17 protein-coding genes and 1 riboswitch are annotated in these 13,486 nt (G+C 38.0%); of the genes, 1 reads left to right on the forward strand and 16 read right to left on the reverse strand.

Annotated elements, in window-relative coordinates; genetic code table 11:
• Positions 1 to 26 precede the first annotated feature (26 nt).
• The 14 genes from groES to PCY10_RS07315 all read right to left on the reverse strand — a co-directional run bounded on the left by groES (position 27) and on the right by PCY10_RS07315 (position 9,860).
• Positions 27 to 308, reverse strand: a complete 282-nt coding sequence (gene groES, locus PCY10_RS07250; protein WP_301558959.1) for a co-chaperone GroES — start codon at positions 306 to 308, stop codon at positions 27 to 29.
• Between the two features lie 144 nt (positions 309 to 452).
• On the reverse strand, positions 453 to 743 hold the full coding sequence (locus PCY10_RS07255; protein ID WP_009569461.1) for a hypothetical protein: 291 nt from the start codon (positions 741 to 743) through the stop codon (positions 453 to 455).
• A 14-nt stretch (positions 744 to 757) separates the two neighbouring features.
• On the reverse strand, positions 758 to 1,588 hold the full coding sequence (locus PCY10_RS07260; RefSeq protein ID WP_003074096.1) for a PTS system mannose/fructose/sorbose family transporter subunit IID: 831 nt from the start codon (positions 1,586 to 1,588) through the stop codon (positions 758 to 760).
• A gap of 1 nt (position 1,589) precedes the next feature.
• Positions 1,590 to 2,438: a PTS sugar transporter subunit IIC gene (locus PCY10_RS07265; protein WP_003074095.1), complete on the reverse strand. Its 849-nt coding sequence runs from the start codon at positions 2,436 to 2,438 to the stop codon at positions 1,590 to 1,592.
• A 32-nt stretch (positions 2,439 to 2,470) separates the two neighbouring features.
• Entirely contained in the window at positions 2,471 to 2,965 is a 495-nt protein-coding gene (locus PCY10_RS07270; RefSeq protein ID WP_003074092.1) for a PTS sugar transporter subunit IIB, read from the reverse strand.
• A gap of 23 nt (positions 2,966 to 2,988) precedes the next feature.
• On the reverse strand, positions 2,989 to 3,426 hold the full coding sequence (locus tag PCY10_RS07275; RefSeq protein ID WP_003075885.1) for a PTS sugar transporter subunit IIA: 438 nt from the start codon (positions 3,424 to 3,426) through the stop codon (positions 2,989 to 2,991).
• A 247-nt stretch (positions 3,427 to 3,673) separates the two neighbouring features.
• The gene (locus PCY10_RS07280; protein ID WP_021003236.1) at positions 3,674 to 4,960 is read right to left on the reverse strand and encodes an ABC transporter substrate-binding protein; all 1,287 of its coding nucleotides are present in this window, start codon (positions 4,958 to 4,960) and stop codon (positions 3,674 to 3,676) included.
• Positions 4,957 to 5,640 carry a response regulator transcription factor gene (locus PCY10_RS07285; protein ID WP_021003237.1) on the reverse strand — a complete coding sequence of 228 codons (684 nt, stop codon included), beginning with the start codon at positions 5,638 to 5,640 and terminating at the stop codon, positions 4,957 to 4,959. The genes PCY10_RS07280 and PCY10_RS07285 overlap by 4 nt, the downstream gene beginning before the upstream one ends.
• On the reverse strand, positions 5,633 to 6,946 hold the full coding sequence (locus tag PCY10_RS07290) for a sensor histidine kinase (RefSeq protein ID WP_048785640.1): 1,314 nt from the start codon (positions 6,944 to 6,946) through the stop codon (positions 5,633 to 5,635). The genes PCY10_RS07285 and PCY10_RS07290 overlap by 8 nt, the downstream gene beginning before the upstream one ends.
• Positions 6,946 to 7,932 carry a sugar ABC transporter substrate-binding protein gene (locus PCY10_RS07295; protein ID WP_112384782.1) on the reverse strand — a complete coding sequence of 329 codons (987 nt, stop codon included), beginning with the start codon at positions 7,930 to 7,932 and terminating at the stop codon, positions 6,946 to 6,948. The genes PCY10_RS07290 and PCY10_RS07295 overlap by 1 nt, the downstream gene beginning before the upstream one ends.
• Before the next feature lie 216 nt (positions 7,933 to 8,148).
• Entirely contained in the window at positions 8,149 to 8,544 is a 396-nt protein-coding gene (locus PCY10_RS07300; protein ID WP_021003239.1) for a single-stranded DNA-binding protein, read from the reverse strand.
• 71 nt (positions 8,545 to 8,615) lie between these two features.
• On the reverse strand, positions 8,616 to 9,242 hold the full coding sequence (gene ytpR, locus PCY10_RS07305) for a YtpR family tRNA-binding protein (RefSeq protein WP_021003240.1): 627 nt from the start codon (positions 9,240 to 9,242) through the stop codon (positions 8,616 to 8,618).
• A 16-nt stretch (positions 9,243 to 9,258) separates the two neighbouring features.
• Entirely contained in the window at positions 9,259 to 9,576 is a 318-nt protein-coding gene (locus tag PCY10_RS07310; protein WP_003074074.1) for a thioredoxin family protein, read from the reverse strand.
• Positions 9,573 to 9,860 (reverse strand): DUF4651 domain-containing protein, encoded by a 288-nt coding sequence (locus tag PCY10_RS07315; RefSeq protein WP_003074072.1) that lies wholly within the window; start codon positions 9,858 to 9,860, stop codon positions 9,573 to 9,575. The genes PCY10_RS07310 and PCY10_RS07315 overlap by 4 nt, the downstream gene beginning before the upstream one ends.
• Before the next feature lie 119 nt (positions 9,861 to 9,979).
• On the opposite strand from PCY10_RS07315, the gene pepA reads away from it, so the two are divergent.
• The gene (gene pepA, locus PCY10_RS07320) at positions 9,980 to 11,044 is read left to right on the forward strand and encodes a glutamyl aminopeptidase (RefSeq protein WP_021003241.1); all 1,065 of its coding nucleotides are present in this window, start codon (positions 9,980 to 9,982) and stop codon (positions 11,042 to 11,044) included.
• 288 nt (positions 11,045 to 11,332) lie between these two features.
• Here the strand turns inward: pepA and PCY10_RS07325 are convergent, their stop codons facing one another.
• Together PCY10_RS07325 and PCY10_RS07330 are read right to left on the reverse strand one after the other, a co-directional pair.
• A complete protein-coding gene (locus PCY10_RS07325) occupies positions 11,333 to 11,893 on the reverse strand; it encodes a folate family ECF transporter S component (RefSeq protein WP_003074069.1) in 561 nt (186 codons plus the stop codon).
• Between the two features lie 33 nt (positions 11,894 to 11,926).
• A riboswitch (THF riboswitch) is annotated at positions 11,927 to 12,016 on the reverse strand.
• Between the two features lie 58 nt (positions 12,017 to 12,074).
• The gene (locus PCY10_RS07330; protein ID WP_301558968.1) at positions 12,075 to 13,379 is read right to left on the reverse strand and encodes a folylpolyglutamate synthase/dihydrofolate synthase family protein; all 1,305 of its coding nucleotides are present in this window, start codon (positions 13,377 to 13,379) and stop codon (positions 12,075 to 12,077) included.
• Between the last annotated feature and the right edge of the window lie 107 nt (positions 13,380 to 13,486).

Here is a 13,486-nt window from a genome sequence, read left to right on the forward strand (position 1 = left end):
AATTCCTCTTTCTATAAGTGTTTAATTTATTCAACAATCGCTAGGATATTTACTTCATTGACAACGAGGTATTTTTCTTCGCCATCTTTGACTTCAATTCCTGCATGACTTTCAATAAGAACAGTATCATCGGCCTTCACGCTTGGAGCAACGAGTTCACCGTTGAGCGTACGAATTCCTTCCCCGACAGCTATAACTTTTGCCGTCTTCGTTGCATCTTGTCCTGCGCCTGCAATGACAAAACCACCAACTTTTTGTTCTCTTTCTTCTACTTTTAGGACCACACGGTCTCCTAATGGTTTAAGCATTTATTTACCTCCAATATCTTACTTTAGCACTCTATACATGTGAGTGCTAATATTTACATTTTCTATTGTATCACTTGGTCAGAAATAGTCAAGAAAAAAACTCTGTCAAACGACAAAGTTTTTAGGGGGAAAGCAAATAAGTTTTTATTGGATCAATCTTAATTTTTCTTCAAAATCGTCAATAACTTTTTTAAGATTCAATCGTCCTTTATAAATACCATAACCAAAGACAAGCATTGCTAGAATCCCTAGGACCGCTAGGATCGTTCCAGCAATGAAGCCAATAAAATTGGTCTGACGGAAGAAATAAACCAGAACAAGACCGATACTAGCAATAGTAAAGAAGAGACTAAACCAACGCCCTAGATTGTCAAGCATGTGTTTTTGGTATTGAATTTCTGTTTCATATCCTTGAATCAATTCTTGTTCTGTCATATTTTTCTCCTATTTTAGTATTTCAATCCTGGATTGAAGAAGCCAACCAATACGCCGAGAAAGGCCACTACAACGAGAAGCAACATCACTTTGATTGGTGAGAGATTTTTCTTCGCCATCAACCACCAGCAAAAGACAATAAACAAAGCTGTCAATAAACCTGGATAAACACCATCTAATTGGCTTTGTAAAACCAAGAAGGCTTTCCCTGAAGAATCTTTCAATTTGAAAGCTGTCTTAACAGGTACCCATGTCGCTGCAACCGCACCGATGACCATACCACCAATGATAGACACAGACTTACGGATAGCTTGTCCTTGAGGGCCTACAAGAAATTCAACTGCTTTATCTCCTAGTTCGTACCCTTTAAAGTAGGCGAATTTCATACCAAAGTAGGCGAGCAAGTTCCAAACCACGATATAGAAAATCGCACCAAGTGGCGAACCACCATTTGACAAACCGAGAGCAATACCTAGTATAATCGGAATCAAGGTACCAACAATCAGTGAATCACCAATTCCTGCAACAGGTCCCATGAGACCAGCACGAAGACCGTTGATTGTTTCATCATCTACTCCATCAGCCCCATTCGCACGTGCTTCTTCTAAACCTGCTGTAATCCCTACAATCAATGCACCTAATTGCGGCTCCGTGTTAAAGAATGCGGTGTAGGTGTGCATTGCTTTTGCTTGATCTTCTTTTTTAGAATATAATTCTTCCACAATTGGCAACATTGAAGACAAATAACCAAATGTTTGCATGTGTTCTTGTGAGAAGCAAGTTAAGTTCCCATAATACCAATGATGAAAAGATTTTCCTAATGTTTTTTTCGTTAATTTAACCATTTTAAATATCCTCCTCATCGTCATCATCAAAACTTGCACTGGCAGCCGCTTGTGCTCTTACATTTTTTGCCATTTGAATTTCATAGAATAATACTGCAAAGATTAATGAAATGACTGCACAAGATACAAGGTTAAGTCCTAATGAAGCTGCTAAAGTAAATCCAACAAAGAATGGAATGAAATCAACAGCTTTTTCAACGATTTGTTTCAAGAGGATAGCAATTCCGACACATGGAAGGAGAGAGCCGACTGTAAAGAGGGTTTTCATTGGAATACCATCCAATGGAAGAGCTGTTTTTAAAGCAGTAACAGCATCAGCACCTAATTTACACATAATAAGCGTTGGCAAGAATGAGAATACTAAATGGGAAATCCATGGAAAGCCCCAGTCTACCACATATAAGCGTTTAAATTCACCTTTTTCAACGGCTTTCCAACCAATATGTTGCCAAAGTAGGTTCATAGTAGCTGTACCATAGAAAAGAACTGTACCCACGGTACCTACAAGTGTCCCCATTGATTTAGCTAAGTTAGCAGCATCTGCTGAAGTGAGTGCCAATCCTTGTGATTTAATTGCTACCATAGCGAGTGGAATACCGATGTAAGAAACTGCGCGCACATCTGCTGAAACGGTACCACCAGGTGTTACCAAGGCGATATAAACAAGTTGCATCGCAACCCCACAGATAATACCTAATTTCACATCTCCTAGGATTAAACCTGAAACGAGACCACCGACAAGAGGACGTCCAAGAGTATAGTTCCCAATGGAGGTACCACCTAGACCAGGCATAGATGATAAACAGGCAAACAGCCCTAATAAAGCGGCTTGAAACCACGAAATTGTCATAATAAAGCCTCCTTAATGCTTATTATATTTTATTAAAAACCAAATTTAGATTTAAAATCATCCCAATAACCGATAGATACATCTGGCAAGAGTTGGAATTTTACTTTATAACCAGCTTTTTGAATTGCTTCAAGTGCTTCGGCTTCCTCTTGTGTAATGGATTGGTTGTTACCTAATTTAGTAGCACCTGGACGGTCATTAGCTGGACCAACAATAATTTCTTTGATATCACTAGGAACAAAGCCTTGGTCAACTAATATTTCTTTCATATCAATTGGATTTTTAGCAATCAAGAAATAACGACTGTCAGAATCCAAGACTTTTTGTGATTTTTCTTTAAATGCTTCTTTTGTCCAAACGAATGTTTTTTTATCAGAAGCTGCTTTATAGGCTTGTTTCAAAACTGCATTTCCTGCTGCAGCATTATTGACCGCAACTAAACCGTCACAAGGATATTCTTTTGCCCAACGGGTTACCGTTTGACCGTGAATCATACGGTCGTCAATCCGTACAAATGAAATAGTCATGATAAGTCTCCTTTTTTTCTTTCTTAAATATCGTCTTCATCCTCTTCGTCGCTATTAGCAACAATTTCAAATTCTTGTAGTGCCGCAGAAGCTTCTGAAAGAATAGCCTTAACCAGTTCTTTCCCTTCCAACATATCTTTCATTACTAAGCCCGTGAGCCCCATTGTCAAATTAAGACCACCAAGTACGACTGCGGTGCTTAACTTATCGAGTTCTGCTAAGACATTGCAAGCTGTTGTCAAAGGGCTTCCTCCGACAATATCTGCTAATACCAAAACCGTATCTTCTACACTAAGACCGGATAATGCTTGTCGAAAATCAAGAGCAAAATCATCAACAGACTTGCCTTCTTTTAATCCTACTGCAATGACTTGATCTGTCTTATCACCAGCAAACATCTTCAAAGAGCTTTGTACACCTTCTGCTAGCCCACCATGACTGACTAGTACCAGATATTTCATGTTCTTTCCTCCTTCATTTCCTGTCTTTATTTTACTAAAGCTGGAATCGGTTTCATATTGTCAAATGTCACTTTGTGGAGATGACATTTGTTAGTTAAAATATGACATTTGTCATCTAGATTTTCAAAAATAAAAAAATAGCCAACTTTGAGCTAAACTGCGCCCCAAAAGTTAGACGCAAAAATCTAACTTTTGGGGCGCAGTTCAATACTCACTTAGCTATTTTCTTTTTAATACTGTTAAACTTCTATTTGCCTGTTTCTTCCATTTCTCTTTGAATACTTGGCAAGCGACTGTCGATTTCATTGTTCTTGAGAGCATTTTCAAGTAAGTGATCAATGCGTTCCAGAGAGTGATAATCCACCTCTCGACTAATATCTAAGACAGAATGTTTCATCATATGATCCAATCTTTGAGAAGTCAGTGAATTCAGGCCAAAATCATCTGCTTGTAAAATCTTTTTCGTCTGACTGCTTTTAACAACTGATAACAAGACTGATGTCCCCTGCGACTTTTCAAATAATTCCTGCTGATTTTTTTGATTTTGACCCAATAACTTCATAAATTCCCAAGCTAATTTATCCTGTTTCGTCTTTGAAGACATGGCCAAAAGAGACGTCTTCACTTGTGTTGCAGGAATACCTGCTTTAGCTGCTGGCATGGGAATACAAGTCCAAGAAAATCTAGAATACTTCGCTACATGATAAGGATAAGGTTTATAAGTCCGATATTGCGCCAAACTCATAGGATAAAAAGCCACCTTGCCTTCATCAAAATCATTTGATGTTACCTTATACCGTTGATTTAATGAAGTTAATTTGCTGATAAAAGATAATGCTTGATGCATTTCTGCGCTATCGACATTCATTCCACTTTTATTTCTCAAATGACCATTGTAAGCTACCAAAGCTTGTTTCCAAGTATAATCCGTAATACCATATTGATCAATCAAACCGTCGCCATTTGTGTCTTTTGTGACTTTTTGACAAATAGCATACAAGTCTTCTAATGTCCAATTCGAATCAGGAATCGAAATGCCTTCTTTTTCCAGCAGATCTTTATTAACACACATCATAACAGGATTGCTTTCAATCGGTAAAGCATAGCTATGCCCTTGATATAGTCCTGCTTGGTAAGAAACCGGATAGTAAGCTGCAACGTCTTTTTTACTGAGCAAAGAATCTAAGGATTTGAAGGCACCCGAAGCCGCTAACATCGAAAAATCATTTTCAGGAACCATAAACACATCTGGCTGTTCACCTTTTAAAATTTTTTCAGCTAGCCAGCCATCGTAATCTTTCTTAGGAATACCACTCTCATAGACCACTCTAACTTGTGGATGTGACTTTTCAAATCGTCTAATAATATTGTCTAATATTCTATTTTCACGGCTATTTGGGACATCCCAGCTACTACCAGCATAAACTCCGATTCGCAAAATTTTCTTCTGAGTAGATGTCCATAAAACAAAGCCCAGAGCCACTATAAGAAGGCTTGAGATTAAAATTACCAGATATCGAAATCGCCACTTCATTTGTCATTGTCCTTATTAAAATCACGCTGGGTAATGCCTGTCTGTACAGCCCATATTGCTAATTGCGTGCGGTCACGTAAGTTTAGCTTTGATAAAATGCCAGATAAATAATTCCGTATAGTCCCTTCAGATAAGAACAACTTCGCTGCAATTTCCTTGTTTGAAACTCCAAAACCAATTTGTTGAATAATCTTCCACTCAGTTTGACTCATATCTTCTACATTTTCTTCCGCAACAGAAATAACAAAATTGGATTGGGCCATTTGCGAAAAGATTTTAAATACTTTGGTAGCGATGTTCGGATTAATCATAGCTCCGCCTTTGTAAACTGTTTGGATAGCTTGGTATAATTCTTCAGTAGAGACTCCTTTTAAAATATAGCCAGAAGCACCATATTTTAAAGCAGAAAAAATGAAATCATCGTCATCAAAAGTTGTTAGAATAATAATTTTGATATCTGGATAGTGTTCTTTGACTGCCTTTGTACAGAGAACACCGTCCATAACAGGCATTCGAATGTCCATCAAAATCACATCAGGGTGTACATAATGCAGTTTGTCAAGCACTTCTTTGCCATCTCCGACTGTTCCCACTACTTCAATATCTGGATGTGCTGATAAAACAATCTGTAAAGACTCACGAATCAAGGCCTGATCATCCGCAATTAAAACTTTAATCATTCTTTCCTCCTATTTTCGGAATTTCAATATAGGTATAAAAGCCATTACGATTTTCAAAATGGACACTACCACCAATGATCGCTAGACGTTCCTGCATTTGCTTTAGACCATAACCATAGTGAAGCTCGTCAAATCCTACTCCATCATCTTGTATAGTCATGATATAATTCTCTTCTTCTAACAACTCAATCCAAACCGTTTTGGCATGCCCATGCCGTACCGAATTGGTAATGGACTCTTGAATCACCCGAAAGACAATATCTTCTTTTGCAACATCCAAATCAATCGTATCCCATTCGTAGCGAAAATGGGTTTCCAAATTAGAAATGGCTTCATATTCTCGAATAATTTTGAGCAACGCTTCCTTTAAGCTATTATTTTCTAAAGCACCCGGCCGCATTTTATTGAGTGAACCTCGCACATCACGGATGCCATCTCGTACAACCACAGAAACATTTTGCAATTGTTCTTTCGCACGGTCTTTATCAATATCCACTAATACTTTAACCGCATCAATCCCAGCTGAAATTCCGGTCAAAGCATGTCCTAAAGTATCATGAATTTCTCTTGCAATCCTCTTTCTTTCACGATCTTCAGCAATTTTCTCAGATAAGGCTAAATAACTATTCAGCTCGCGATTCGCTTGTGCCGCCATCTGCAATTCTTCTTCAATATGGTGTTTCTCTGTCATTGCAGATAAAATATAAAACAACAAAGAAATCATAAAGACAACTAGATTCAGTGAAAAAAGAAAGTTTTTCCCAAAAAGAAGCGCCATACGAATAGACTCTGGACAAAAGCGAATATAAGTATCTAATGAAGGTAATTTAACAAAAAGCGACATCAAGTCATAGTTAGACAAGAGCAAGATACTAAAACTTAAAATAATAAAGGAAAACCAGTATTTTCGATCTTTTGAGGTATTAAATTCCTTAGAGCCGTAAAAAATATCGGCAAAAACCAAAAGAATCAGACCATTGTAAGAAGAGTGCAGGACAGAAAAGATGACTAACATCAACAAAATTTCAATAATTGTCACTTTATCATAAACGGATAGCTGGTTTGGATGTTTCTCACGATAATAAAAGACAAATAATAAGCAAGCATAAAAAGCAATCGCCATCCAAAAGCTAAAACTGGGCGATCCCGGAATAGCATCTAAACGTCCTAGCAGTGAATGAGCATAACCTTTGGCCACCACGTAATTTGTAGCAAAGAGATAAATAGAGGCATTATAAACAATGGCAATAAAATTGATAATCATTAAAGAAATTTTGCTATAAAAAATACTTTTATTTCGTCTCATTATTGCCACCCTGTAATGGTATATTGACCGATATTATCTTTATTGACCAACTGAACGGGAATGAGATACTCCTTTTTATAGGATTGATGATTCATCATGCGCTCAATCACTTCCATCACCTTTCTACCCATTTGAAGTGGAGACTGGGCAACTGTCCCTTGAATATCATTGGTATTGGCTAAGAAGTTCTTAATATCAGGCGATCCATCCACACCATAGATAGTAATCTTCTTCGTCACACCTTGATCTTTTATGGCCGCAAGCGCACCAATAGCAGCACGATCATTTAAGGACATCACAACATTAAATTGTATTCCTTCATCTAGCGCCTTTTTTACTTGAGGCATACTTTCTTCTGTTTGCCCTAATGTTTCTCGTTCAGATACTACCTGATAAGTAGAGTGTCCCTTAATTGTATCTAAAAAACCTTGGATTCGATCCATAGCAGACACGGCGTTATGGTGTTCCAACAACAAAATATTCGCACTTGCCAATCGTTTCATCATGTCTTTAGCTATCAACACACCAGCTTGATAATTATCTGACACAATGGTGGTATCAACTTTAGCATCTTTGCTAATAGGAGCATCCACGACAATAATCTTTATTCCCGCTTTTCTGGCCTTATTTAAAGAAGTTAGAATCTGTGGACTGTCACTCTTAACTGGATTTATAACAATAACATCTACTTTTTCTTGAATAAAATAATCAATTTGTTGACTTTGCTTGCCTTCGTCTAATTCTGGATCTCGGACATAAAGCCGACTTCCCTGTTGATTAGTCTTTTTCTCGATTTCAGCATTCAAAGTTTTATAAAAATCATTATTCATCGTCATATAAGTCGCACCTATTTTGACTTGTCTACTGTCTGATGAATTTCCTTTTACATAAAGGAAAAATAAACTAGCCAACACAAGGAAAAATAATGAAAATAATAGACAGTTGCGATAATAATGCCATTGGTTTTTCCCTTCACCTGTTCCCATTTTTCCTCCTTATTAGCACCGTTCTGAAATAGAAAACTCTGTTTCATCTAGGTTTATTATATTATATTTGTACAAAAAAGGAAAATTCCACCTAAGAAAAATGAAACTAAAAAAGCATAAAAATAGACTATTTCCCCATCTACATGGTTCATTAATTATAGTATGTAAATACCATAAAAAAAGAGGCTGGATTTTGATCCAGTCCTCTTATTGTTCTTAAAACGGTAACTCTTCTTCTTCCAAAACCAAATCTGCTAAATCTGCGCCTGTATTATTTTCACGAAGCGCTCGTTGGGCATGACTTTCTAATAGCTGGAAGCCATTGCAAAGCACTTCCGTTACATAATGTGTCACACCGTCTTTCTCATAGCGGCGGGTACGAAGTTCTCCATCAAGAGATATTAAACTTCCTTTTGTTGCATAACTTGCTAAGGTTTCAGCTAACTTTCCCCAAACAACGACATTTACAAAGTCTGCTTCTCGTTCGCCATTTTGCCCTTTATAGCGACGGTTGATGGCAAGCGTTGCACGTACCACAGATTTATCATTAGCTGTTTTATTTACCTCTGGTGTATTAACCAAGCGACCAATTAAAATTACTTTATTATACATTTTCTTTTCCTCCTAACTATTTATTCGTAAGTAAAAAGAAAAAATCGTGAAAATTCACGATTAATTTATACTTATCCTTGCCAATGTTTGATTGGATCAAAAGCTGTTCCTACTGCTTCTGAACTTGCTAATTCAATAACTCCACGTTTTTGCGGAGCATTTGGCAATTGTAACTCACGAGGGCTACACATCATACCACAACTTTCTACTCCACGCAGTTTACCAGGAAAAATCAAATTTCCTTTTGGCATCATAGCACCTGGAAGAGCTACAATCGTCTTCAGACCTACTTTAACATTAGGTGCTCCTGCTACGATTTGAACTTTTTTATCTGCAGCTACTTTTACTTGACAAATATTGAGATGATCACTATCTGGATGAGCTACCATTTCAACGATTTCACCCACTACAAATTTGGGCTCAAGGTCATTAACCAATTTTTGTTCAAAGCCTGCTTGGCTCAATTCTTGATTAAGAATTGCAATTTCTTTGTCCGTTAATAAAACTTGACCACGTTCGGTGATATCAATAAGACTAGAAACCTGAAAAATATTCCAAGCGACTGTTTCTGCACTATCCAAACGATAAACACGTGCCACGTTACCCATGCGTTCAACAGCTAATTTAGCATCTTGGCGGTCTGCGATAATCACCATCAATACGTCACCAACATACTCTTTATTATATGTAAAAATCATTGTTCCCCCTCTATTTTTAGTTGAATTGAGCTAAAAATTCATTGATTTGCATTTTTGTTTTTCGGTCTTGATTCACAAAACGACCAATTTCTTGCCCATTTTCCAGTACAATCAAGCTAGGAATTCCATAAACATCCCACTTTTTAGCAACTTCCATATAATCATCACGATTAACCTCAACAAAGGTAAAATCAAGATTTTCTGCCTCAATCTCAGGCAGAAATGGTTTAATAAAGCGACAATCTCCGCACCATTCAGCTGTAAAAAAGAAAACAGTTTTTCCTTCATGATGGACTAACGCAGCTAATTCTTCAACAGTTTCCGGAATAATCATTTCTCTTCCTCATAAATCAATTCACCATTTTCATACACAAATGAAATATGGCGATCATCTTCATATACTACACCACCAACCAATCGGTGTTCGTCTGACTTGTATAATTGCACATACAATGTGGCAATCGGACCCCATTCAGACAAACTTTCCCGAATTTCAGCGACTAAGCGTTCACGTTGCTCAGCTTCTTTTCGTTCATCCAATGTTTTTTTAGTAGCATAAGCTGCAATCCCTACTCCTGCAAGTGCAGCTGTTGTTAATAAAATTTTTTTAGCTTTCATGACAATATTTTAACACAAAAGAGAAATTGGGACAAATCGAAACACTATTGCTTTTTATCTTTGAACGCTACCCAACTATGATAGAAAATGATAAAATAAGAATAGAAAGAAGGTTAATGATGTCAGAATTATTTTCAAAAATCAAAGAAGTCACAGAAATTGCTGCTATTTCAGGACACGAAGCACCTGTTCGCAAGTATTTGCGTGAAAAAATCACTCCCCACGTAGATGAAGTTATAACAGACGGCTTAGGGGGTATTTTTGGAGTGAAGCATTCAAAAGCTACTGATGCACCGCGTGTCTTGGTAGCTGCGCATATGGATGAAGTTGGCTTCATGGTAAGTGAAATCAAACCCGATGGAACTTTTCGCGTGGTGCAAATCGGTGGATGGAATCCCCTCGTAGTTAGCAGTCAACGTTTTAAATTATTTACTTGTACAGGTGACGAAATCCCTGTCATTTCAGGTTCCGTTCCGCCACATTTAACACGTGGAACAGGTGGCCCAAGTCTGCCAAGGATTGAAGATATTGTCTTTGACGGGGGGTTTGCTGACAAAGCAGAAGCCGAAAGTTACGGCATTCGGCCAGGAGATACACTTGTGCCAGATAGCTCTGCTATTCTCACCGCCAACAGCAAAAATATTATTTCTAAAGCTTGGGATAATCGTTACGGTGTTCTCATGGTGAGTGAACTAGTTCAAGCTCTGGCTGGACAAAAACTTGACAATGAACTCTATGTTGGGGCAAACGTCCAAGAAGAAGTTGGCTTACGTGGGGCTCATGTTTCAACGACTAAATTCGACCCAGAAGTTTTCCTTGCGGTAGACTGTTCTCCAGCTGGTGACATTTATGGCGATCAAGGTGCCATCGGAGAAGGAACGTTAATTCGTTTCTTCGATCCAGGACATCTTATGTTACCAAATATGAAAGATTTCCTTTTAACAACAGCAGAAGAAGCAGGTATCAAGTATCAATACTACTGTGGCAAAGGCGGAACCGATGCCGGCGCAGCTCATTTGAAAAACGGCGGTGTTCCTTCTACAACAATTGGTGTCTGTGCGCGCTACATTCATTCCCATCAAACTCTTTATGCTATAGATGATTTCCTCCAAGCCCAAGCTTTCTTACAAGCTCTTGTTAAGAAATTAGATCGCTCAACTGTTGATTTGATCCAAGGTTATTAATATTTTGTGAAAATCACGCTCAACTTTCACCAGTACGAGCAAAGATATGTATAACATAAGTATTCAAGTTCATGACGATCTTTCCCCCAGTTGCGGACGTTTTTATTGCGCATATAGCCCTGAACTTTCCTCTACCAAACTTCATATTCTGTAGTTTTTGTCAATTTAAGATATAAAAAATACCTCTAAGCCTAATATATTTATATTCATAAAATAAGTTAGGTTATAAATTTACATTTGAAAAAGCTGCGGATATTAACTATCCCAGCTTTTTTGCTTTCATCTTTTTTATTTATTGCTTAATCCCATTAACTTACGTAATTCAGGGATTTGTTGTAATTGTGGAACAATGAGCATCGTCGCAACAACTCGTAAAGGAATTTCAAAAACAGACCATGCCCGAGTAGCATATAAACCGACAAAGGGCACACCATATTGTAAATGGAGTGCTAAGGGTGTTAAGGTGAATGTACCCACTCCCATAACAGCAACAGTTGCTAGTGTAACCCATAGCCAATCTCTCTTCCGCTCAAATCGCAGTTCTTTGCCATAAAAGAAATAACCATAAAGAATTCCTTGCAAGGCTTCAATCAATGTAAACCAGATAATAAATGGATGACCTTGGTTTACAAAGAAAAAAGATACCACATCATAAACAGCAGAAATCAGGCCAGATAAAATAGGTCCCGCAACACTTCCCATCAAGGTATACCCAATAAAAGCTGGGCTCACTTTCCATAAACGAGGGATGAGAAAGATTGAAAACTTCTCTAAGACAAAACAGAGAGCCACAATCATAGCAAGGGCAACTAACAGTTGCACTGTCAACGTTGGTGATTTTTTTTTCATATTCGCTCCTTTTCTTTTGGGAGCCGTCAAAAAGACAGCGGATGCAATGGTCTACCGCACAAATGTTTCGTTGTATGGCAACATCCCATCCATACACACTTAACGCAGACCACTTACTCTGTTGCAAATAAATTGCTCTTTCATTCTATCACATTTCAACTATTTAGAAAACCTCTTTTTACTAGTCATTCAGTAGATATTTTCTCACTTCTGCAAGGAAATAGAGAGAGCCTGTGATGAGTAACAACTTGTTCTTTTCAGGCTTGGCCGATTTATATTGTTTCAAATAAGGAATCCACTCTGTATACGCTAACTTTTCACGTTTTGCTAAATCTTGCATCTCCTCTTTTGAAAAACTCCTTGAATCTTCAAATACGGTGAGCACTAACTGAGATTTAGCCACCGTTTTTAACAACGTAACCATTTCCTCTAATGCCTTAGTCTGAATGCAAGTAAATAAGATATTTTTTTGATAATCTGGAAAATGGCTTTCTAGAGACGCAATCAGTGCTTTCATTGCATGAGGATTGTGCGCACTATCCAATACAATTAACGGTTCACTTGACAGTTTCTCTAAGCGAGCAGGCCAACACGTTTGTTTCAATGCCCGCCTTACCTCATCTTTCTTTAACAACGACAAACCTTTTAAGGTGCAATATTGATCGCACAATTCAAGTGCCAGTCCCGCATTCTCAACTTGATGAACACCCAAAAGAGCACTTTGATAGCCTTCTTTCAGCCTATATGCATTTGAAAACAGGAATTCTTCTCCCTCTTCCGAACTTTGTACAGGCTCCACCTGATAGCCTTGCCCATAACAGACATGAGGAGACTGAACTTGTTGAGCCTTATTGTGAATAACGGCCAGTGGTTCGGAAGCAGTCTTTCCTGTTACCAACGGAACACCTTGCTTAATAATCCCTGCTTTCTGTTCCGCAATATCTGCTAATGTAGCGCCTAAAATAGCTGTGTGATCAAGCCCGATTGTCGTAATAGCTGTCAAATCCGGTTGGCACACATTGGTGCTGTCCAATAAACCACCTAGTCCTACTTCCATTATGCCCACATCTACCTGATTCTGGAAGAAATACTCATAAGCCAATACCGTGATGATTTCAAATTCTGTTATGGCTTGTAAGAGTTGATCAGTAAAATGATTTTCTATGACCTGTTGGTAAGTTTGCAACAAAGAATGAAAATCTTCATCTGAAATAGGCACGCCATTGATGGCAATTTGCTCGTTGTAACAAAGAAGAGAAGGCGATGTAAAGGTTCCAACACGCAACTTCTTTGCTTGCAATAGCTGACGCAAATGCGCAATTGTTGAGCCTTTCCCATTAGTACCTGCAACATGAATAACCGATACTAGTAAATGCGGATTGCCTCGTAAGCTCAAAAGTCGTCTCACTCGTTCTAAGTCCAATTGAGGCTCTTTTGTTTGGTGCTGCTGCAACCATTCTAACTGTTGTTCTTCTTTTTGTTCCATTGTCGTTTTCACCCATTCCATAATGCTCTCATTTTACCACAGAAGTGGATTTTCTACAAAAACAGACTAATATGAGTATGTTCTTGTACGCCTTTTTGCCTAGAATT

It is taken from the genome of Streptococcus sp. SI1, assembly GCF_030439945.1.
In the GTDB taxonomy this organism is placed as follows: domain Bacteria; phylum Bacillota; class Bacilli; order Lactobacillales; family Streptococcaceae; genus Streptococcus; species Streptococcus intermedius.

Coding starts and splice junctions, on each gene's coding strand:
- groES (WP_301558959.1), bottom strand. CDS start 308: ATGCTTAAACCATTAGGAGACCGTGTGGTCCTAAAAGTAGAAGAAAGA.
- PCY10_RS07255 (WP_009569461.1), bottom strand. CDS start 743: ATGACAGAACAAGAATTGATTCAAGGATATGAAACAGAAATTCAATAC.
- PCY10_RS07260 (WP_003074096.1), bottom strand. CDS start 1,588: ATGGTTAAATTAACGAAAAAAACATTAGGAAAATCTTTTCATCATTGG.
- PCY10_RS07265 (WP_003074095.1), bottom strand. CDS start 2,438: ATGACAATTTCGTGGTTTCAAGCCGCTTTATTAGGGCTGTTTGCCTGT.
- PCY10_RS07270 (WP_003074092.1), bottom strand. CDS start 2,965: ATGACTATTTCATTTGTACGGATTGACGACCGTATGATTCACGGTCAA.
- PCY10_RS07275 (WP_003075885.1), bottom strand. CDS start 3,426: ATGAAATATCTGGTACTAGTCAGTCATGGTGGGCTAGCAGAAGGTGTA.
- PCY10_RS07280 (WP_021003236.1), bottom strand. CDS start 4,960: ATGAAGTGGCGATTTCGATATCTGGTAATTTTAATCTCAAGCCTTCTT.
- PCY10_RS07285 (WP_021003237.1), bottom strand. CDS start 5,640: ATGATTAAAGTTTTAATTGCGGATGATCAGGCCTTGATTCGTGAGTCT.
- PCY10_RS07290 (WP_048785640.1), bottom strand. CDS start 6,946: ATGAGACGAAATAAAAGTATTTTTTATAGCAAAATTTCTTTAATGATT.
- PCY10_RS07295 (WP_112384782.1), bottom strand. CDS start 7,932: ATGGGAACAGGTGAAGGGAAAAACCAATGGCATTATTATCGCAACTGT.
- PCY10_RS07300 (WP_021003239.1), bottom strand. CDS start 8,544: ATGTATAATAAAGTAATTTTAATTGGTCGCTTGGTTAATACACCAGAG.
- ytpR (WP_021003240.1), bottom strand. CDS start 9,242: ATGATTTTTACATATAATAAAGAGTATGTTGGTGACGTATTGATGGTG.
- PCY10_RS07310 (WP_003074074.1), bottom strand. CDS start 9,576: ATGATTATTCCGGAAACTGTTGAAGAATTAGCTGCGTTAGTCCATCAT.
- PCY10_RS07315 (WP_003074072.1), bottom strand. CDS start 9,860: ATGAAAGCTAAAAAAATTTTATTAACAACAGCTGCACTTGCAGGAGTA.
- pepA (WP_021003241.1), top strand. CDS start 9,980: ATGTCAGAATTATTTTCAAAAATCAAAGAAGTCACAGAAATTGCTGCT.
- PCY10_RS07325 (WP_003074069.1), bottom strand. CDS start 11,893: ATGAAAAAAAAATCACCAACGTTGACAGTGCAACTGTTAGTTGCCCTT.
- PCY10_RS07330 (WP_301558968.1), bottom strand. CDS start 13,379: ATGGAACAAAAAGAAGAACAACAGTTAGAATGGTTGCAGCAGCACCAA.